This window comes from Runella sp. (genome assembly GCF_027484545.1).
Classification (GTDB): Bacteria; Bacteroidota; Bacteroidia; order Cytophagales; family Spirosomataceae; genus Runella.
In genome coordinates this window covers 1-20847 of record NZ_JAIXST010000279.1, presented here as the reverse complement: position 1 = coordinate 20847, position 20847 = coordinate 1, and the positions used below count along the sequence as shown (strand labels likewise).

The window sequence follows — 20847 nt, the reverse complement described above, 5'->3', positions numbered from 1 at the left end:
CAAAGCCCCATCTTGCCATCGTTTGGACGTTAGTGATTTTGGGGCTTTGTTCTATCCCACGTGAGGAGATGGTTGAAGGATTAGGCTCGGATAAATTACATCATTTCGGAGCCTTTGGCATTTTGGGAGCACTTTGGTATTGGGCCAAACCAAATCCTTTTTGGGTCATTGCCGGAGGAATTGCGTACGGTTTTTTTATTGAAGTTTGGCAATATGTTTTACCAATTGGCCGCATGTTTGATTTATATGATGGCCTCGCCGATGCCATTGGTATCATTACAGCCATTCCAATTGCTCACTGGTTTAAAAAGAGATTTTTCTAAACCAACCGCACCGCTCGCCACCATTTATAAAAAAATGTCCATTCTCTTTTTAGAATCTTCACGCCTTTACCTTCGCCATTTTCAGGAAAGTGATGTCAATGATCTGTGCCGAACAGAAGGCAATCCGGATGTAATGGCATTTATCCGAAAACCTGTGGCTGAACCGTCACAGAGTTTAGCCCGAATCCGACAGGAAACTGTTTACGCAGCAGAAAACGAAGGTTTAGGGCTTTTTGCTTGTTTTGAAAAAGCAACCGATACATATCTTGGCCTCGTTAAAATCAAACACATTGATAACACTGACGCCATTGAAGTAGGTTATGCGTTTTTACCAGAAGCATGGGGCAAAGGCTACGCGACCGAAATCACCCAAAAGGCAATTGAATACCTGAACCAGAATTTTAAAGAGAGAGAAATTGTGGCTTTCATTCAAGCCGATAACCTCAACTCCCGGCGCGTTTTAGAAAAATCGGGAATGACGGAAGTAGAAAACATTTACAAAGGCCACGAAAATGCGTTGGTATTTGAGCTTGAACTGTTATAAAACGTTTCAAATCAATCAAGTAATTACGCGCAACCCTTCATAATCAGGAAAGTAGCGGTCAGTCGAAAGGATTGGAAGATCTTCGATAAGTGCCTGTGAAATAATCAATAAATCGAATGGGTCGGCGTGTAATTTGGAAGGGCTTAGATACACTTTAGGCACTTCGGGTATATTCAAATAATGAACTACTTTAGGCTTCAACAAACGAATGTTTAATCGCTGTCTGTCATCTTCAATCGTAGAAATGTTGATGTGAGAAAAATCTGATTTTTCCAACCTAACTTTGATTGCAATTTCATACAAACTCGACTCAGAAAGCCAAAATATACTTTCAGAATTTGATATGACTTCTCGTTGAGTTTGGCTAAGCCTGTCAAAGCTTTCTTCGATAAGGATAATGAAAACGTTTGTGTCCAACAAATAATTCATTAGCAATCAGGCATTTCGTGAGGCTCTAAAATTTTTGAAAGCCCTTTGTATTTTCCTTTCGGAATCACTTCTTTTACCAATTCCATCAAACTTTTCTTTGGAGGCTTGGGATTCTGTTTTTTAAGTTTACCTGGATTTGCCGGCGTTTCCATCTGTGCATTATTATTATTATTACAAATCAACGCGCTAAAGATTGAAAATGTTTGGCAATTTTGCAAATTCAGTTCGCTTACATCTCCCCTTCCACACCCAAACCAAACAACGCGAAATCATACTTCACCGGGTCATCAGCATCAAACTGCTTTAAGTTTTCGGTTAGTTCGAGAGCCGTTTGCCAGTCGGTAGTGGGACGCTGAATGAGACCGAGTTTACGCGCTACGCGGTCTACGTGTACATCGCAGGGACAAATGAGTTGTGAAGGTTTAATAGTGGTCCAAATGCCAAAGTCTACACCTTTGTCGTCTTTCCGAACCATCCAGCGCAGAAACATATTCAACCGCTTACAGGATGATTTGCGTACGGGCGTGGCAATGTGTTTACGGGTACGTTCAGGAAAATCTTCTAAACTGAAAAACAACTCATGAAATCCTACCAAGCCCTTTTCTACATTCAAAACGTCAGGAGATAATGGCTGTGAGAAGGCCATTTCCAATGAATCGTGTTTTTGATAGTATTCTCTGAAAAAATGAAGAAAATAGAGCGTATCCGTCGCGTTAAAGGTGCGGTGTTTAAAATTTAGGAAACGCTTTAAATCAGAATCGGTGTGGTTTTTTATGAAGTCATAAGGCGCACCATCCATGAGTTGAATCAACTCGTTGCATTTGTTGATGATGGTTTTACGCTGTCCCCAAGCCAATACCGCCGCCCAAAAACCCATAATTTCGATGTCTTGCCGACGAGAAAATTGGTGGGGAATACTGATAGGATCATTGGGGATAAAATTAGGGCGGTTGTACTGAGCTACCTTTTGTTCCAGCAGTTCCGCGATATAATCCGTCATCAAACGCGCTTTCCTCCTTTCAAGAGCCAAACTAATCCCTGCGAAAGCCCGGAAAACAAACGAACTATTCCCGTAAATACCAAGGCAAACAGAGAAATAATAGGATAAAATAAGGTAAAGGCCACACTCCAAATGCGGTATCCGAGGGTAGTTTTGAGTTGTTCGCGTTCCTGACGTCGAGAGAGCATAAATAGTATTGAGTATTGAGTTATCAGTATTCAAAACAGATTTCTACTATTAACTTATTGATTTTCAAATTTTAATAGCAAGATATATCCACTGCTTACTGTAAATAATTTGGTACTTCATTAACTGCAAATTTCGGGCTTTGGTTCGGGAAATAAAAATGCTATTTTTCGTCGCAATTTCACAAAATCCAATTTCATGTTCGAGCATAAAAACCAGAAAGTTATATCGCGTCCTCGGTTCAAGCGGCGCGTAGCCAAATACGCTTTTGTAGCAGCAGGGGTAATCGGGGCTTCTTGGGTTTTAGGCGCTGTGGGCTATTATTATCTTTCAGGAGGAGACAAACCAGACCAACCGTCACTTGACTGGGTTTCTGCATTCTACAATGCTGCCATGATTTTGGGAGGTATGGGTCCTGTTGATGACCTTTATACTGATACTGCCAAATGGTTCGCCTCTTTCTATGCGCTCTTCAGCGGCATCACGTTTTTATCGGCCACTTCTATCTTCTTCGCCCCCTTTATACATCGGTTTTTACACGTTTTGCACGTAGATGACAATGATAACTAATATTCTAACAGGTTTTTGCAGTGCTTAAAACGTATTGACATTTAACACAACCGTATTGATGCCCGGCGACAGCCGAAGAGTGCCGAAGGAGGTGTCTACTTTTGTTCCGTTCAGCAGGATTGTATCTTCGGGTGAGTACTTTAATTCCAGTTCTGCTGATACATTGGCGGGCAGTTCAAAGGTATATTCCTGAAAAACCCTGCTTTTGCGCTGATACGAGGCCTTGATAAGTCCTTTCATAATGGGCACGGTGATTTCGGAAGAAGAAAGCGTACCTAATTGCGGTTTGATGTGCATGATGCTTCCCCCTGCCGTTTTGGGTTGAATGCCCCACATATTGCGGGCGACAATATTGGCGGGTGCCGCTCCCCAGGCGTGGTTCCAGTCGAGGTTAGGTTTGTATTTGGTATCCCATGCCTCCAGCGTCATGGTCGAGCCGATCTTTATCATGTTCCACCAGCTTCGGTCGTGCGTGGCGGTCATCAGTTGTAAGGCATAATTGGCTTCGTTGGCGTTGTAGAGGGCTTCCAATAAATACTGCGAGCCATAAACACTGCACGCCATGCCCCGGGATTTGATAAAATCGGCGACCGATTTTTTGTGGTTTTCGGGGGTAATGTCAAAAGCCAACGCCATCATGTTAGCGTGCAGCGAGGAGTGCTCAGTGCCTTCTCCGTCAATGTACGCCCCCGTTTTTGGGTTAAATAATTTTTCATTAATAGCATTTTTGGCTTTAATCGCCAAGGTCTGAAACCGTCTTTCATCTTCCGATTTATGGAGTATTCGTGCAAATTCGGCCATGATCTCCATGTTTTTGTAAAAGAAACAGTTCACCATGGTGTTGATGGGCGTAAAAACATAGCCATCTCGTTCGCCTTCGGCAGTGGCCAATTTCCAACCCGTATCCTTTTGGGCAGGCGGCCAATCGACGATGTCTTTCAGCTGTATTTTAGGGTCTTTGAAACCCAGTTTTTGCATGAACTCAGGCGTATTTTTAGGCGACGACGAGCTGATCAAACCATCCTCCCGGGCGAGTTCCATGAGGGTTTTGTACTTCAGAGGTTCGTAGTATTTGGCGATCAATTCGGTATTACCAGTGTACATATAATCCTGGTAAAACATCAGCGCCACGTGGAGTTGCCATTCGGTAGGCCACGTGGGGTGCTCCATAAAATACTCAATGGTTTTGCGGGCAATGCCGTACTCACGATCGGTGGCGTAGTGGCTTAGCTGATTGAGGTAGGCATCGGCTTCGTACGGAATGCGCTCCCGGTCGCCATCGAGGTAAAGTCCTGAAAATGAACTGGCTTTGATCGTGTATTTGCACAACTCCCAGATCTGATTGAGGGTAGTATCAGAGCTTTTGAAACGGCTTTGGTCTTCTTCAAAATAGCTGAAATACGCCAATTGCGTCAGGTCGTTGGCCGTCAGATTTTCGGCAACATTTTCTATTTCACAGTACCGAAACGGCAGTAAGACGGGGAAAGAATCGGGCAATACCACCGCGCCAGCGCTTGATTTAGTATTTCGTTCGTCGGGTTTGATGTTGAGTCGGTAGGTTTTTTTGCCTTTCGATACCTCCACTTTTACCTCCTGATACCGAATACTGCCCATTGGTTTTCGGTTTATTTTCCCGTTTTCGAGTTGTTCGCCCAGCCGTACAATGAGGATTTGGTTCTTTTTGGCTATGTAATTGAGTTCCAGATTCGCAAAGGCCGCTTTTCCAAAATCAACGAAGTAACTGCCCGGGGCCGTTTTAATGAATTTCGTCGGCTTCTTTTTATCTACCTGAAAAATATTGGTCGTTGAGATTGAATTGTCCGGCGGTCCCACCCGAAACGACTGCGGTTCAGAATAATCACCCGTGCGATTGTCGGTATCCCAAATCCTCACCTTCCAAAAGTACGACACGCCCGTTTGTAAGGATTTGCCTTGGTAAGTCACATTCGACGATGTAGTGCCGCGCACCAGTCCCGTGTTCCACACATCGCCGATGTTGTTATCAATGTTGGTTTTGGAAGAAGCCACCAACAGTTGATAGGCCGACTGAAAAACGGCTTCTTTGGGTACCGCCCAACCAAATTCGGGCGTCGCATCTTTCAACAAAACGGTAGCAGGTTGTCGGATAAACTCCACCATTAACCCTGTTGGTTGGCAGGCATTGGCATCTCGGTGTTGCTGAATGAGCTTTTCGGTTTTTTGCCGCAGGTTGTTCAACACCTCCCGGTATTTTTCGTCCCGAACCAAGTTGGTGATCTCGTTGGGGTCGGCCTTTAAATTGTAGAGTTCTTCGAGGCTTTTGTCGTTGACATACCGAAAATATTTCCACTCGTTGGTGCGTACCCCTTCGCTTGGCGGGATGCTTTCAAATTCCCACAAGTGCTCAATCAACACCGTGTCGCGCTGCATACTTCGGGCCGTTTGGTTAACCAACGGAAACAAGCTTTTTCCGTGATAATTTTTCGGTCGATTCACCCCTGCCAAGTCCAGAATCGTGGCCGGAACATCAATATTGAGGGCCATTTCGTCACTGTCCAGGTGCTTCTCCTGCCTTGGGTCGTAAATGATCAGGGGAACCCGAATGGAATTATCATACATCAGCCATTTGTCGGCTAACTGCCTTTCTCCCAGCATGTATCCATTATCGCCCATCAAAATGATGACGGTATTTTTGTCAAGGTTTTTCTTTTTCAGTTCTTCCCGAATTTTGGCAATTTCCAGGTCGATCCCTGCAATCATTCGGTAATAACCCTTGACCATGCGCTGGTATTTTTCGGGAGTATCAAATCGCCACGTCCAACGCAGGCGGCTGAAGCCTGCTTTTACTTTTTCGGGCTGTTGGTTAAAGTACTTGTCTTCGCCCAAAAGCGGCGGGGCAATGGTTTCATTTTCAAGCCAATGCGCTGTTTGTTCGTCGTAAAAATATTGGTCAGGGGCTCCGTCGTGGGCGTGGGGAGCCGAGAAACTCAGCGATAAACAAAAGGGCTTATCGGTGGGCGCGTTTTCAATAAAATCAATGGCTTTTTGGCCCGTATAGCGGGTTAGGTGGACGGTATCTTTCCCGAGGGTTTTGAAGAAATAACCGCGTTTATCGGTGTAGCGGTTGTTGCGGTCATAGTCTTCATACACGTGGAATAGTTGGTCTGTGCGGTCGTATTTTACGCCAAATTTACCGTAAAAACCCGTGTAATAGCCGGCCTCTTTCAGTACTTTGGGGTAGGCATTTTCCATGTATTCCTGCTTGATATTGCCGGTCTGAAACGTGTAGCGGTGGGCACGTTCCTGCATGGCACTCAAAATACTGGCTCGGCTCGCGGCACAGATCGGGGTGGTTACAAGTGCTTTTTTAAAATAAACCCCCGTTTGTGCCAATTTGTCCATTTCAGGCGTGTGTGCATACGGATTGCCCGTGTAGCCCAACGCACCGGCTCGGTGATCGTCAGTTAGGATAAAGATGATATTGGGCTTGGTCGATTGCTTTTGTGCAAAAGTTACCTTCGCACAAAAACAACAGCTTAATAGAAAAACAAATCGGTAAAACCCGCTATTTTGGAACATGACTAAATCGTTTTGGATTACTCAACAATCGGCTTTCCTTCGTAATTTACTTTTCTGTAAGGCACCGTTTCTGTCTCATCCACTAAGTACTTCCATTGCTTTACATACTCCATTCCGGGTTTAAATTCGTCTTTTCGTTTGCGTAATTCTCCCTTCAGGTCGGCGTCCAATTGAGTCTGCACTTTTTTATATTCTATTTTTCCAACCAAATTAGTGAGTTGAAACGGGTCTTTCAAATTATCAAACAGCAGCCACGGGCCGTTCAAATCGCGGGTATAAGTATATTGATGAGTAACAATACCTCGATACTCTTTCCCGCCCATTTTTCGAGTCCATTGCCCGAAAGGCTGGGTGCAGGAAATCAGCGTATGTTTGACGTTGTCTTTTTTCGTCCCTTTCAACACTCCCGAAAAATCACTACCTTCCACCGAGGCCGGAACGGGAATGTCGCAAAGGCCTAAGAGGGTAGGCATGATGTCAGGAGAATTCAGCAAGGCCTCGGAGGTTTTGCCCGTTTTACCGAACAACTTAGGATAATGAAGCAAAAAAGGTACCTTGATACTTTCGGCGTAAGGCTGCTGTTTGTTCCAGGAACCGTGCGCACCGAGTAAATCGCCGTGATCGGATGAAAACACGATGATGGTGTTGTCTTCAATGCCCAAATCACTGAGCGTCTGCCACATTTTGCCGATGCAGTCATCAATGGCCGCAATATGTGAATAGTAGCCCCGGAGGTCGTTTTTGACCTTTTCGCGTTTCTCAACGGGTACGTTTTCGTTGATGACGATGTCTTTGTTTTCAAACATCTTACGGTATTTTTCGGGAGCCGTTTGATACGGATCGTGCGGACTGCCAATGGAAATAAACACCATGAAGGGATTGGTTTCTTTGGCTTTAGCGGTCATGTAGTTGCAGACATCGTCGGTCTGCGCGATGACATCGTAGCCTTTCCACACCAACTTTTTATTGGAATCACCGGCGTAGTAAGCCGAATTATTGTAATCATGGGTGCATTCCAAGGCTTTCCAATAACCAAATCCCTGCTGACGCGTAGGCGGAATGTAGGTGTTTCGGCCGTGCCCGTCAATGTGCCATTTGCCCACAAATCCTGTGGTGTAGCCGTTCTTTTTGTACACTTTCGCAATTGTCGTGGCGTTGGTGTCCAATAAAACATCGTTCATAAAAACGCCGTTGGTGAGCGGATACTGCCCGGTCATGAGCGAAGCGCGATGCGGCGTACAAACGGGTGTGCCTGAAACAGCATTTTTGACGTTCACACTTTGGCGCGCCAATCGGTCGAGATTGGGTGCATACACGTTTTTATCGCCCGCATACCCCGTCGCCTGCGCCCGCCATTGATCCACCAAAATGTATAGAATATTGGGCTTTTTGGCAGTGTTTTGGCCTACTAATACTTGGTTGGAAAGCGAGAGGAACGCAAGGAAAAATAGGGTACGTAGGCTGCTATATTGCCCTTTCTGGCCAGAGACCTTGTAATAAGTACGTTTATTCATTTGACAAAGCTTTTTTAAAAATATGAAGTAAGGCACTGTTTTTCAAAAGCTTTGTCGTTGCGTTTTTACTTTAATTTCTGTTTAAATCACGTCCTGATTTGTATTTGACGAGCTTATTTTCAATTACTTCGTCTTGTATTTTTATGTTTTTAAGAAAGGCATAAGCTTTTTGGGAAATAAAACTATTGTCGTTTTCTAACAATTCTGCTACCATTCGACAGGTTTCCGCATCATTGACATCATGTTTTTTGAAAATATCAAGCACGTTACCGAGCAATTCGCCATTGAGTGATTTGAGTTGATGCGCTAAATCCTCTTTTGTTTGATTATGCAATTGAGGGGCTTCTTTCAGTTTACTCAAAATCAATTTTTTCAGTGCGTAATTGCCTTTGGCAAATTTTCCAACTAATAAAATCTGCAAATTATCAGATGCCGTTTCTTTCAAATTTACTGAATTGATAGCCCTTTCAGCCAAATTATAATCTTTATTATCAACAACCTCAAATAGTTTTATTTGAAGTTCTGGACTTTGATTGAGGTAGTTCCGGCTATGATTGAGAGCCCATATTTTGTCGGTCAAATTAGGGCTCTCTAAAATTTTTAGCAGTAACGGAGCTGATAGTTCCTTCCCAGTTCTATTTTCTACTTCATTCTGGGTAGTTCCATAGACAAAATGCCACATGATATAGGTCGTATAAGCGGCACCTTTTACAATATATTCCAGCACATCAGGGGCAGAAGGTGAGGTAATACCGTCAGCATGAGCCGTTTTCGCATTATATCTTGGGACCAACGCATTATACGAAAGTGTTCTGAGCGCTGACATTGAATCTGCTAAAATCTCATTTAACCGCTTATATTCATCGGGAACAAATGGTTCATGCTCTGTTTTGCTCAAAAATTCCTTCTCCGGAAGTTCAAATCCAAGATAGCGTCCCGTAATATTCCAATAAAGAACAATATCCAACAATCGGCATTTGTTGTCGAAACAAACACTGGTTTTTATGTTTCTATAATAAGAAATCGGATACCCTTCTTTTGATTTTACTTGAAACAAGGTATCAATGCCAATTGAGTCTTTAAAATCAACGATATATGCCTGTGTTTTATCTGGTGGAAGCGATATGGTTTGAGAATTAAAATACCGAATTTTTTGCGGAATAAAATAAGCCGAAAATACCAATACAACCACTATCCCAAAAATCGGTCGATACAACATATTCATCTCCAAAAAACGAATGGATTTATTCTAAGACTACACGGGAACAATTCCGCCGTGTGCTTCAATCATTTCTTTAATATCCTTTATAGAAACATCCAAAGGTGTTTTATTTTGCAGGTTTGCCAAAACGGCCGTTGCCCCCGCTGCCTGTCCCATACCCATACAGGAGGCCTGCACCCGAAGTGCCGAATTGGCCAAACGGTCGCTACTTATGCAGCGACCGGCTACCAAAAAATTTCGGCTGTTTTTGGGAATCAACGCCCGCAGAGGAACCGTAGGGACAATGCCTTCTTTTAAATGGTCGGGCACAACGCCGTTTTCATCATGAACATCAATCGGATAATAAGAATAAGAAACAGCATCGTCGAACTTTTTGCCTGTGACGTAATCAGCATGAGTGATTTTATAATGTCCGTCAATTCGGTACGTTTCGCGCACGGCGGTTTCGTTTTGCATGTCCACAAGCTTGGTTTTTTCCAAACCAGGCAATGTTCTCAAAAAACGCAATGTTTGCAGCAACGACGTTCTACCTTTGATGTTGGCAAGCGTATGCGACTCTGAGGTAGTAGAATCTGCCCCCATGACATGCGATATGTTATCTCCTTTACTTTTTAAGACCCCGACTATATTGTTGCGAAAATCGGTTTTGACCAGTTCTCCTTTTTGGATAGTTTCCTGATAACGGGCTTGAATCATTTTCAAATCAAGCGAATTGAAATCATAACCGCCTATCTCAAACATGAGTGAGCCGGGCTGCGTCTCCGCTTCGCGCAGTACAGTAAAACCCGCAATCGAAGTGGCGTATGCGTTGCCCGTACAGTCAATGAGTTGATTACAAATGATTTCCGTTATCATCCCTTTGCCCATCGTCTGAACTATCCAATTGTTTTTTTTGAACATAATTTGGGTAGGAGTTTCATAAAACCGAATTTGTACTCCCGCTTCGATGCATTTTTCTTCAATGAGCATCGCATACAGTTGACCATTCAAACGAACCTGATGGCGCGGGTGATTTTTGCCGTGTGGAATGGAAAAGTTTGGCAGGGTATCGTCATTGAGTGCCACTGCAGCCTGTACAAGTTCCCAGCCAATTCCGCTGATGATTTGGTTTCCCCACGCAAAAAATATTCCCGGAAAAGCCACACCTCCGGTAGTGGTCGTTCCGCCGAGTTGGCTTCCATTTTCTACCAGAATCGTTTTTCGTCCTGCCCTACCCGCCTGAATAGCGGCAATCACCCCTGCGGTTCCTCCGCCAATGACCAATATGTCGGTTTTCAGCGTTTGCTTTTTGATTTTATAGGGTTCACTCACGATTTCTCCTTTGGCCAGGGCCGTGATTCCCAGCGACATGGCCCCAATGGAGGAGAGGGCGGCTCTTCTTTGTATTTTTTTCATCTTCCTGTTTTGGTAAAAATCAATACCCGAGATTTTGATCTTTGGCGGGATCAAGTGCTTTGTTGAAGTTTAACTCAGAAACCGGGATTGGCCAAAAAAGGTGTTTGTCGGCCACGGTTATGCCTTTTGATGCCTTAATTACGTCTTTCAGTTTTCCCGTCCGTTTCAAATCAAGCCAACGTTTTCCTAAATACATAAACTCGTAGCCCCGTTCTCTGATAACCAAATCCAAAAACGTGTCGGCGGTGTAATTGGCAAGTACAAGATCAACGGTGGAAGGAGCTGTTGGATTTTTACCATAGCCACGGCGACGAACTTGATTAATTGCTTCTATCGCTTGGGCAGTGGGACCATTATTTACCATAGAAGCGGCTTCAGCATAAATCAGTAACACATCTGCATAGGCATAAACGGGGTCGTCGTTACCTGCCCCAACTTGATCAACTGCCTTTTGGTCTGCAAACTTGGAGCTAATGAGCGTGTTGGCACCAAGACCAATATTTACTTTTTCCCACAAGGCTTTTCTGATATCGTTATCATCCCAAGTCCTATAAAATGATTCAGTGTTTTGGCCATAGACCACAAAAGCACCACCAAAGTTAAAAAGGTTGGTACTTGGGTGATTGGTAATCCACAGCATGTAGTTTCCTTGGCCTATCTGGCGCGTATATTTGAAGTAAAAAATCTCCTCAGTAGTTGAAACCAACTCAGGTCCAAAGACTTTTGTCTGGAAATCTACTTTGGTGGCGACAGAGACCAGCGAAAATTTATTACTTTTGATGACCTCATCGGCCTTATCTCGGGCTTCTGCATATTTGGCTAATTGTAAATATACATCAGCCAATAAAGCTTTTGCAGCCCATTTGGAAGGTCTGCCTACGTCTGACGGTTTGTCAAGCAGCGCGTTTTCAGCTTCTTTCAAATCAGAAACAATTAAATTATAAACCTCATCAACCGTGCTTCTTTTCAGGTCTATTTCGGTCATATTAGCTTCTGTACGAAGCGGTACGCCCGCCCAATTTCTGACCAGTTGAAAATAGTTGAACGCTCGCATAAACTTGGCCTCCGCTACGTATTTGCTGATGTCGGCCTGAGAGATTGATTTTCCCTTTGGTGCATTCTGAATGACTAAGTTGGCATTACGAATACTCAGATAAAATGCATTCCATAAGCTCGCTACCCGACTGATATTCGCGTCGTTAAGCCCCTTATACTCATGAAGCGGTGCCCAACTGCCACGCCCATATGTGTAGTCGGCTTGACATTCTAATGAAGTTTCGTAAGTGGTATAGTTACCACCACGCAATGGTACATAGATAGCATTGACGGCGGATTCTATTTCGGAAGCGGTATTAAAGAAATTTTCAACCACCATAAATTTGGGTTCTTCAACCAGCAGTTTTTCACACGAGGTGAATAACATTAGAAATGCAGCCCCGAGCGTACTCCAATTCACAATTTTGAAGCAGGCACGTAAAAAAGAGAATGATTTTTCCATTGTAATGTTTTTTATAATATGGGAAATTGTTATCAATGTGTATCAAAATTTAAAAGCTCGTTCTGAGACCAGCGGTAAACGACTTGGCCGTGGGATAGCTATTGTGGTCAATTCCTTGGGAGGTAGAGTTTGCCCCACCTTTTGAATTAACTTCTGGGTCCCACCACGAGTACTTGGTCAGGGTCAGTAAATTTTGTCCGCTAACGTACAACTGTACACTGTTTGTCCATTTAATTCCCCATTTAACAACAGGCAAATTGTAGGCCAATTGAATATTTCGCAGTCGTAAGTAAGAACCATCTTCGATGAATCGGTTTGAAACGCGCGAATTCGTATTACGGCTGATCTTCGGATATTTGGCATTGATATTGGTGGGTGTCCAATGGTTTGTCAGTACTTCTTTGGGCATATTTAAACCAAAGCCAATGTCAATGGTATTATTTATAGCACTGGCATTAAACAAATCATTGCCCTGAACTCCTTGAATAAACAAGGACAAGTCAAAGTTTTTATAGGACATAATTGAATTAATACCGTAAATAAAGTCGGGATTAGGGTTTCCAATATAGGTTTTGTCATTTTGGTTAATTGTACCATTACCATCCAAGTCTTGGAATTTAATGTTTCCTTGCTCAGTGTAACCATCTTCCAAATAGCCCCAAAACCGACCAATCGGCTGTCCTTCGCGCAAGATATTTGTTACATCATTGATGACTACTATTCCGCCGACGTTGCCGCCCAAAACATCAGCACCTCCGGTAAGTTTCACTACTTTATTACGATTAAAAGAGACATTGGCATTGAGGTCCCATTTGAATGCCCCCGTGAAAATGTGGCCGTCTATGCCCAATTCGATGCCTTTATTTTGTATTTCACCAATGTTTTGAATGGTGGAAGTAAAGCCCAAAGACGAAGGCAACACAACAGTATTGAGCAAATCGCGGGTGTTTTTAATGTAATAATCTGCCGTGAACAGTACTCGGTTGTTTAGGATTCCAAAATCAACACCAATGTCTTTTTGCTCGGTGGTTTCCCATTTCAAATTTCCTGGTAATCGTGTGCCTGGCGAAAATGCGGTATATAAGGCATCATTAAAAACTGTTCGGTTAGTCGAAAGTTGATTGAGGGTTGAATAAGGGTTAATCGCCTGGCTGCCAGTAAAGCCCCAACTGGCCCGTAATTTTAGGTCGGAAATGAATTTGTTGTTTTTTAAAAATCCTTCATTAGAAATCCGCCACGCCAACGCGCCCGAAGGAAAATAACCCCATTTGTTTCCATCGCTGTATCTGGAAGAACCATCTCTTCTGATGCTGATTGTGGCCAAATACTTATCTTTGAAGCCATAATTTACTCGGGCTAAATAAGACAGCAAGACCGATTTAGAATAGCTAGAACCAGGAATACCTGGCGTGGTGGCAGAGCTAAGTCCAGAAGTTTCGGTAACATCGCTCAAAAAACCATTGCCACTGCCCGAAAGCGAAGTGCTGACGAAATCCTGATAGGTGAAACCGGCTATGGCGGAGATGTTGTGTATTTGTTGAAAGGTTTTGTCAAAACTGATGGTATTCTCGTTCAGTAAACTTGTAAACTGACTGGTACCGATACTGGCTCTGCCGGGAGAATTGAAGAAGTTTCTGGTGGTGTAGCTATCTGTACGGTCATCGGCGTTTTCGACGCCTCCTGAAATTTTAACTGTTATTTCTCGAATTGGTTTGTAAATAAGTGCAGCATTGGTTAGCACCCGATTGGCCTTGATTATATTGCTTTGCTCATTGATAAAATTGAGGGGATTAATCAAGTCGGTAGCTACAAACGGATAAGCAATGGCTAAAACTCGGTATGTGCCGTCATCGTTATATGGATTAAAGGTAGGAGGGGATGAAATAGCAGCTGAAATCATTGAACTTCCTCTTGAATTGCCTTCGCTGTCTCTTCTGCTCGTTTTGAGGCGTGTTAAAGTGTTAGATAAATTCACACTGAATTTTTCACTGACTTTGTGATTGAGGTTGGTGCGTAACGAATAGCGGTTATAGTCGCTACCCTTCACGATGCCATCCTGTCCAAAGAAGCTGCCTGATACCGAAAATTGCGTTTTATCATTTCCTCCGCTTATGTTCATCGAGGTTGTCTTCATGGGAGCCCGTTGAAAAACCAAGTCTTGCCAATCAAAGCCTTCGCCAAAACCATCTACCTGCGCCTGACTAAAATAAGGAATTAATTTATCATTGACTGCTTGTATGTTATTAAATGTCGCGTATTCTTGGGCGTTCATCAGATCCAGTTTCTTGCGTAAAGTTTGAGTACTGAAACTGGTTTCAAAGTCCACTTTTGTCTTGCCAGATTTTCCCTGTTTAGTGGTAATCAAAACCACCCCGTTTGCGCCTCTTGAACCATAAATGGCTGTTGCAGAGGCATCTTTTAGAATTTCTATGCTCTCAATGTCGACATTGTTGAGTATCGTTGGATTGCTCCCCGAAATTGGAAATCCATCTACAACATAAAGTGGCTCATTGCTACCTTGAATGGAGTTGGTGCCTCTGATACGAACACTTACCCCAGCACCAGGTGCGCCATTATTTTGAGTAACTTGCACACCGGCAGCCCGTCCGGACAACGATTGTAGTACGTTGGCGGTCGGAAAGGCATTCAATTCTTTCGATTTTACCTGTGCCACTGACCCGGTCAAATCGCTTTTTTTGACCGTTCCGTAACCCACCACGATCACTTCATCCAGTGCCTTGGTGTCGATTTTGAGGCCAATATTAATTTCGGTACGATTGCCTGCAATAATTTCCTGCGGTTCGTAGCCTACAAAACTGAATACCAATACTGCGTTATTATCGGGTACGGCGAGCGAAAACTCTCCGTTTGCGTTGGTTGACGTTCCTTTTTGGGTTCCTTTCAACAAAATACTCACGCCTGGTAGTGCTTCGTTTTTTTCAGCGTCGGTTACTTTGCCTTTGATGATTTGTTCCTGAGGTTCGGTTGCGTTTGGGACCGGAACTGATATTTCGTCGATGGAGGCGGATTTTTCGGGCAGTTTTTTGCGTAATAAAATGCGCGTTCCGACCACTTCGTACGAAATATTGAGCGGGGTCAACAACTCTCTCAATACTTCCGAAAGTTTGTTGGTCATACTCAAAGAAACTTTTTGGTCAGACCGGATGGCATTGGGACTGTAAACAAACTTGATATTTGCCTGTTTCTCAATCGTATTAAAAACCCGCTTGATCTCGACCGATTCGATTTTAAGCGAAACGGAGGTATTGAGCACCTCTTGGGCTTTTGTGTCGCGGGCACTGGCCAATCCGCAGAAAACAGCCAGTAGCATTAATTGGGTAACCGTCATTCTCATCGCTTTGAGCAAGAACGCTTTGGTTCGTACATTTTTTTGCATAATTTTAACATGTTTTTGGTTTGAAAAGGCAAAAACTCCCCCGCAAGGCCGTGTTTCATGCACGCATGAATCAGGACCAACCGAACGTCCATTCGGCTGCGGGTCACTCTAAGCCGATAATGCTCGTAACATTGTCGGCTTTTTTGGTACTCACTCCTAATTTACTTACACCCCTCCCCATTGATAAAAATGCTCGTACCGCGTTGCTCAAAAGAGGCATTGACTGATTTGCAAATCAAATCAAGCTGCGTATGGAGCGGCAGGTCGTTTAGGTCGGCGGTGAAAACGCACTGATTCAGCATCTGGTTTTCCACAATGATTTGAATTCCGTAGGCATTTTCCAATTTTTTAAGCACGTTGGGCAATGGGGTTTCTTCAAAAATAAAGGTGGTGGGATGCGTCGGAGGCTGAATCACAACGGGTTTTTCAATAATACTCGGGGTCAGTTTTCGAGAGACTTTGTCGAAAGTAATTTTCTGGTTAGGGGTCAAAATCAGGCCGTTACGTTGTTGGGTCGGTTTGGCAGAGTTTTCATAAACCGATACGCGTCCCGTGGCTACCACAACTTCGATGGATTGAGCATCTTCGTAGGATTTGACCGTAAAACTTGTTCCCAGTACCTCCGTCACCAACTCGCCGGCATGAACGACAAATGGCTTGGTAGGGTCGCGTTTGACGTTGAAAAAAGCTTCTCCTTTTAAAAATACACTGCGGCTTTGCTTACCGAAATGCTCCGGATAGGTCACGCTGCTGTTGGCTTTCAAAATCACCACGCTGCCATCTTCCAAGTGGATTTGTCGCGGATTTGTCGCCGTATTTTTGACCTCAATGCCGTGCGGCGTTTGTAAGGTTTGAGTAATAGTTTTTTCTTCAAAATCAGGCTGTTGAGAAAGAAACCATCCACCGCCCAAAACAATGGCAATTAAAGCGGCAGCAGCCCATTGATACTGGTACGTTTTGTAGAAAGGCAGTTGTGCTGTTTCCTCAAAAATGGATTCCGTGATGCGTTGCCAAAGGCGTTTTTTGACGCTCACCTGTTCGGGCTCACTCAGGAGTAATACGTTGGTTTTGAGCGTATTTTCCTGCCATTCGTGGACCAGTTTTTCCTCGTCTGGACTGCATTCGCCCGCGAGGTATTTTTCCAGTAATTGATTAAATTCGTATTGATTCATCAGTTAGTTTATTATGAAGAAATGGGTGGATATTAGTTGTCGGAATGATAGGCTTTCAACTGTTCTTTCAAGACTTTGAGCGATTTGGTAATGTGATATTCCACGGCTTTTTCCGATAGATTTAACTGTTGCGCAATGGCCTTGACGGATTGGTTTTCAAACCGACTCATCTTGAATATCTCGACACTTTTTTCGGGCAATTTTTTCATCGCCTCGTCCACCGCTTTCGACAAATCGGCAAACTGAACACTTTCGTCAGTGGCGTACGATTGTTTGATTTCATTGAATATCAAGTACTCCTGAAATTTTCGCTGCGTAATTTGCGACTTGACATAATTGATTGCCAAATGCTTGATGGACACTACCAAATAAGCGCTCAAATGCCGGATAACGCTCTCCTGACGCTTGTGCCAAATGCGCTCAAACAGATCCTGCACCAATTCTTCCGCTTCTTCACGCGTACCCGTTTCGTGATAGGCAACTCCCAATAATTTGTACCAATAGCGGTTGTAGATTTCCTCAAAAGCGGCTTTATCGTCACTTTTCAGGAAATCAACCAATTGCTCATCTGTCAGGTTGCGGTGTTTCATCTCTGAATATGGTGTTATCTGTATAGTCAATTAGCTGACGAAAATCCCTAAATGATTTTAAAAATTCTTTGAATAATTTTATTGTCAAGACAAAACAAAAAAAGCGCCTTCGTTCAATCAAAGACGCTTTAATTAGAAATGATAAAAATGCTTCGAGCACTTAAAAGCCCGACAAAGCCGATTTTTTATAACTGAGCACATATTTTCCCGACCCCACCATCACCGTGTTTCGCTCACGACGACCTATTAATTTGGACTTAACGGCAGTTGCGACAAGCGCTTTCCCGTTAAAAGTAATGTTGTTGGTTGGGGTTGGTGGCAGGCATATCGTAGCTGTCGTGTTGACGGGTACCTCTATGGTCATTGTAATGATGTCTCCCTTTTTTTGCCAAGCCGAAGTAATGGTACCGTTGATGGAACGGTGAGCCGCCTTTAGCGAGTTGATATTCGTTGTCATGAGTTCCGGTTGAATGATGAAGGTTTTGAAGCCGGGCGAGGTTTCTTTGATGCCCGCCATGTTTTCAAACATCCATTCGCAAATCGACCCGAATGCGTAGTGATTGAAGGAATTCATACCGGCAGGAAAGCCGCCTTCGCGCGTAAAACTGTTCCAGCGTTCCCAAATCGTATTGGCCCCGTTGGCAATTTCAAAACCCCACGACGGGTATTCTTTTTGGAACAATAATTTATACGCCGTTTCACTGTTTCCCGTTGCCGAAAGTGCCGGCAGCATAGGCCGAACCCCCAAAAAACCGGTAGTCAGTTTATTACCGTTTTTGACCACTAATTCATTCAGCCATTTAGCGGCTTTCAGCGTATGCGTGCTATCCAAAAGGTTCATAAAAATGGCGTTAGCGTAGGCCGTTTGGGTGTGGCCTTCAAAGCCCATCTCTCCGTCAATGTATCCTTTTCCATTGCCGTAGGCAGCGGCATTGCAAATGAATTTGCCTTCAGCATTAGTATAATGTTTCAACAAAGCCGCTTTGACTTTGGCGAATACTTCTTTGAAATGAGTCGCCTGTTTTTCATCAGCGATGGCGGCCGCCATTTCCTGCATCAGACTCGCCGAATAGGCATAATACATGGTAGCCAGCAAATCGGGCGGCGTTTTTTTACCCACACTCAGCCAATCCCCGAATCCACCTTTGGGGTCCACTTCGGCAAACGCGGTTTCCTTGAATACGTACTCACCTTTGCTTTTTGTTTCCAAAAACTGCATGAATTTCTTCATTTCGGACCAGTGCGCTTTGATGATTTTGGTATCACCGTACGACCTGAAAATTTGGTACGGATAAATGATTCCCGCTTCCATCCAGCCCGGCGAATAGGTATCCGTAACGCGCACCGAAGGAGCCGGGGCGTAGACGGGATAGGCACCGTTGGCGAGTTGGGCGTCGTTCAAGTCCACCACCCATTTGGTGCCAAAGGCCGCAATGTCGTTGTTGAGTGTCGCGCTTTTGACGTAGGCTTGGGCATCGCCCGTCCAGCCCAAACGTTCATCGCGCTGCGGACAGTCGGTCGGAACTTCCAGATAATTAGATTGTTGTGTCCAGATAATATTGTGGTACAATTGGTTTACAAAAGCGTTGTCGGTTTCAAACGTTCCTGCTTTGGGCGTAGCCGACGACAACACAATGCCCAGAATATCCTGCATTCCGATGGAATATTTCAAGCCTTCGATCTGTACGTATTGAAAACCGTGATAGGTAAAACGCGGCTCATAGATTTCTCCATTAGGGTCGCCTTTGGCAACGTATAAGTCCGTTCCCCGCGCTTTGCGCAGGTTTTCGGTCATGAGTTTACCATCGGGATAGAGCATTTCGCCGAATCTAAAAAGAATAGAATCGCCTTTGGCAGCTTTGAAGCGAACTTTGATACTCCCCGCAAAGTTTTGCCCCATATTGACCAAATAGGCATTAGGACCCATTTGTTTACTGTTTTTGGGCGTTAGCCTTGCCACTTCCCGCACCGGGTCGCCGGGATAAACTTGAAGTAAACGGTCGGTTTTTTCCGCAACGGTAATGACCTTTTTCCAAGCCGCCTCATTATAACCGGGTTGATTCCAGCCCGCCAGTTCTTTGTTGGCGTCGTAAACTTCCCCGTTCAAAATATCGGATTCTACAATGGGTCCGTAGTTGGCTTTCCACGTATTATCAGTAGCCACTATTTCCTTTTGACCGTTGGTATATTCAATTTCCAATTGTGCTTTCAGGGCAGGGACATCACCGTAAAAGTTTTTCACGACGGGGTTCCTGACCAATAGTGCGTAGCCCAAATACCCCGCATACCAGCCGTACGAAATGATGGACCCCAAGGCGTTTTTGCCGGGGCGCAGTTCTTTACTTACGTCAAAGGTTTGGTAATAAAGGCGTTTGTGGTAGTCGGTCCAGCCCGGAGTGAGGTAATCGTTTCCGATTTTTCGACCGTTGATTTGAAATTCGTACAGGCCTAATGCCGTCACGTACAACCTTGCTTTTTTAATGGGCCCTTTTATGTCAACCTCTTTACGGAGAAAAGGGGCAGGCGGCAAATGGTATTCCTTGCCTTTCCCTAACTGATTCAGATTAAGACCAATGAAGGTAGCTTTCCAGTCGGTTTTTTGCAGCAGTCCCATTTCCCACGAGGCAGGAGTGCTCCACGGTCCGGGCAGATTTTTCTTATCCCAACTGCGAACTTTCCAATAGCAAATTTGTCGCGACTCCGGCGCTTTGCCCGCGTATTCAATTTGAAAAGTAGCGTCGCCCGTGACTTTTTTACTGTCCCACAGATCCGCTTTTCCTTCCTCCAACAACGCTACCGAAGTCGCCGCCAGAATTTGATACCCAGTTTGGTATTGACTGTTGACCGCCGAGGTCAGTTCCCAACTCAAGCGAGGATTTGCTACGTCAGTAACGGGATTGATTTTGTATTCACACCGCAGGAAACCAGCTTTGAGATCGCTTTGGGCGTAGGTGTGAAAAGAAAGGAGAAAACAGAAAAAGAGCAGGGAAAATGTCCGAATCATACAGGTTTGAGGTTTTATCATGGAATAGAAGACAAATATCTAACAAATAGCCGCACAACTATCCTTTACAAACCTACCTTTTATACAAAAATCGTTGTTGGTTTATTTATTTGGGTTTGTCTTACCTGTTTTCTGGTGCAACCATTTTATAGTAGATACTTTGATTTTGCTTTTCAAAAGCATTCGGGGTCAAATAATTGATGGACTTATGAGGTCGCTCAAAATTATATGCGTAATACGGCACGGGCCGCCCCGCATTTGTCCAAGTGTTGATTAAGTTCTGAGAGTGAATAAAACCAATTCAAGTTTAAGCATTCTCTTCTAAGCGTTCCGCACGGATTGTTATGGTTATTCCAAACAATAAATCAATTCTTTTGCAAGGATATTTAGGCGGCATTTTTAATTATTGGTTCGGATTTTACAAAGTTATCCACATAAGGCCTTT

Annotated in this window: 16 protein-coding genes; 3 read left to right on the top strand and 13 right to left on the bottom strand. The window is 44.1% G+C overall.

Annotated elements, in window-relative coordinates; translation table 11 throughout:
* Both Q0081_RS25245 and Q0081_RS25240 read left to right on the top strand, forming a co-directional pair.
* The coding region (locus Q0081_RS25245) for a VanZ family protein (RefSeq protein ID WP_298360268.1) at positions 1 to 323 on the top strand (323 nt) is incomplete at its 5' end.
* Between the two features lie 34 nt (positions 324 to 357).
* Positions 358 to 867, top strand: coding sequence for a GNAT family N-acetyltransferase (locus Q0081_RS25240; RefSeq protein ID WP_298360266.1), 510 nt, complete (start codon positions 358 to 360; stop codon positions 865 to 867).
* Between the two features lie 15 nt (positions 868 to 882).
* On the opposite strand, the gene Q0081_RS25235 is transcribed toward Q0081_RS25240, so the two are convergent.
* The 4 genes from Q0081_RS25235 to Q0081_RS25220 all read right to left on the bottom strand — a co-directional run bounded on the left by Q0081_RS25235 (position 883) and on the right by Q0081_RS25220 (position 2484).
* The gene (locus Q0081_RS25235) at positions 883 to 1296 is read right to left on the bottom strand and encodes a type II toxin-antitoxin system VapC family toxin (protein WP_298360264.1); all 414 of its coding nucleotides are present in this window, start codon (positions 1294 to 1296) and stop codon (positions 883 to 885) included.
* Positions 1296 to 1448 (bottom strand): hypothetical protein, encoded by a 153-nt coding sequence (locus Q0081_RS25230; RefSeq protein ID WP_298360262.1) that lies wholly within the window; start codon positions 1446 to 1448, stop codon positions 1296 to 1298. The genes Q0081_RS25235 and Q0081_RS25230 overlap by 1 nt, the downstream gene beginning before the upstream one ends.
* A 77-nt stretch (positions 1449 to 1525) precedes the next feature.
* Complete coding sequence (locus Q0081_RS25225; RefSeq protein WP_298360260.1) at positions 1526 to 2296, bottom strand: TIGR02757 family protein; 771 nt, start codon at positions 2294 to 2296, stop codon at positions 1526 to 1528.
* On the bottom strand, positions 2296 to 2484 hold the full coding sequence (locus Q0081_RS25220) for a hypothetical protein (protein WP_298360258.1): 189 nt from the start codon (positions 2482 to 2484) through the stop codon (positions 2296 to 2298). The genes Q0081_RS25225 and Q0081_RS25220 overlap by 1 nt, the downstream gene beginning before the upstream one ends.
* Before the next feature lie 196 nt (positions 2485 to 2680).
* Between Q0081_RS25220 and Q0081_RS25215 the strand changes: the two genes are divergently transcribed.
* Complete coding sequence (locus Q0081_RS25215; RefSeq protein ID WP_298360256.1) at positions 2681 to 3052, top strand: hypothetical protein; 372 nt, start codon at positions 2681 to 2683, stop codon at positions 3050 to 3052.
* Between the two features lie 24 nt (positions 3053 to 3076).
* Here the strand turns inward: Q0081_RS25215 and Q0081_RS25210 are convergent, their stop codons facing one another.
* The 9 genes from Q0081_RS25210 to Q0081_RS25170 all read right to left on the bottom strand — a co-directional run bounded on the left by Q0081_RS25210 (position 3077) and on the right by Q0081_RS25170 (position 20402).
* The gene (locus Q0081_RS25210) at positions 3077 to 6610 is read right to left on the bottom strand and encodes a sulfatase-like hydrolase/transferase (RefSeq protein WP_298360254.1); all 3534 of its coding nucleotides are present in this window, start codon (positions 6608 to 6610) and stop codon (positions 3077 to 3079) included.
* Between the two features lie 17 nt (positions 6611 to 6627).
* Complete coding sequence (locus Q0081_RS25205) at positions 6628 to 8124, bottom strand: sulfatase (RefSeq protein ID WP_298360252.1); 1497 nt, start codon at positions 8122 to 8124, stop codon at positions 6628 to 6630.
* A 70-nt stretch (positions 8125 to 8194) separates the two neighbouring features.
* A complete protein-coding gene (locus tag Q0081_RS25200) occupies positions 8195 to 9343 on the bottom strand; it encodes a hypothetical protein (protein WP_298360250.1) in 1149 nt (382 codons plus the stop codon).
* A 36-nt stretch (positions 9344 to 9379) separates the two neighbouring features.
* The gene (locus Q0081_RS25195) at positions 9380 to 10741 is read right to left on the bottom strand and encodes an FAD-dependent oxidoreductase (RefSeq protein WP_298360248.1); all 1362 of its coding nucleotides are present in this window, start codon (positions 10739 to 10741) and stop codon (positions 9380 to 9382) included.
* 19 nt (positions 10742 to 10760) lie between these two features.
* Positions 10761 to 12239 (bottom strand): RagB/SusD family nutrient uptake outer membrane protein, encoded by a 1479-nt coding sequence (locus tag Q0081_RS25190; protein WP_298360246.1) that lies wholly within the window; start codon positions 12237 to 12239, stop codon positions 10761 to 10763.
* Between the two features lie 49 nt (positions 12240 to 12288).
* Positions 12289 to 15636 (bottom strand): TonB-dependent receptor, encoded by a 3348-nt coding sequence (locus tag Q0081_RS25185; RefSeq protein WP_298360244.1) that lies wholly within the window; start codon positions 15634 to 15636, stop codon positions 12289 to 12291.
* 161 nt (positions 15637 to 15797) lie between these two features.
* Positions 15798 to 16808: a FecR family protein gene (locus tag Q0081_RS25180; protein ID WP_298360242.1), complete on the bottom strand. Its 1011-nt coding sequence runs from the start codon at positions 16806 to 16808 to the stop codon at positions 15798 to 15800.
* A 32-nt stretch (positions 16809 to 16840) separates the two neighbouring features.
* On the bottom strand, positions 16841 to 17398 hold the full coding sequence (locus Q0081_RS25175) for an RNA polymerase sigma factor (protein WP_298360240.1): 558 nt from the start codon (positions 17396 to 17398) through the stop codon (positions 16841 to 16843).
* Positions 17399 to 17558: 160 nt separating this feature from the next.
* On the bottom strand, positions 17559 to 20402 hold the full coding sequence (locus tag Q0081_RS25170; RefSeq protein WP_298360238.1) for an alpha-L-rhamnosidase: 2844 nt from the start codon (positions 20400 to 20402) through the stop codon (positions 17559 to 17561).
* Positions 20403 to 20847: the final 445 nt, after the last annotated feature.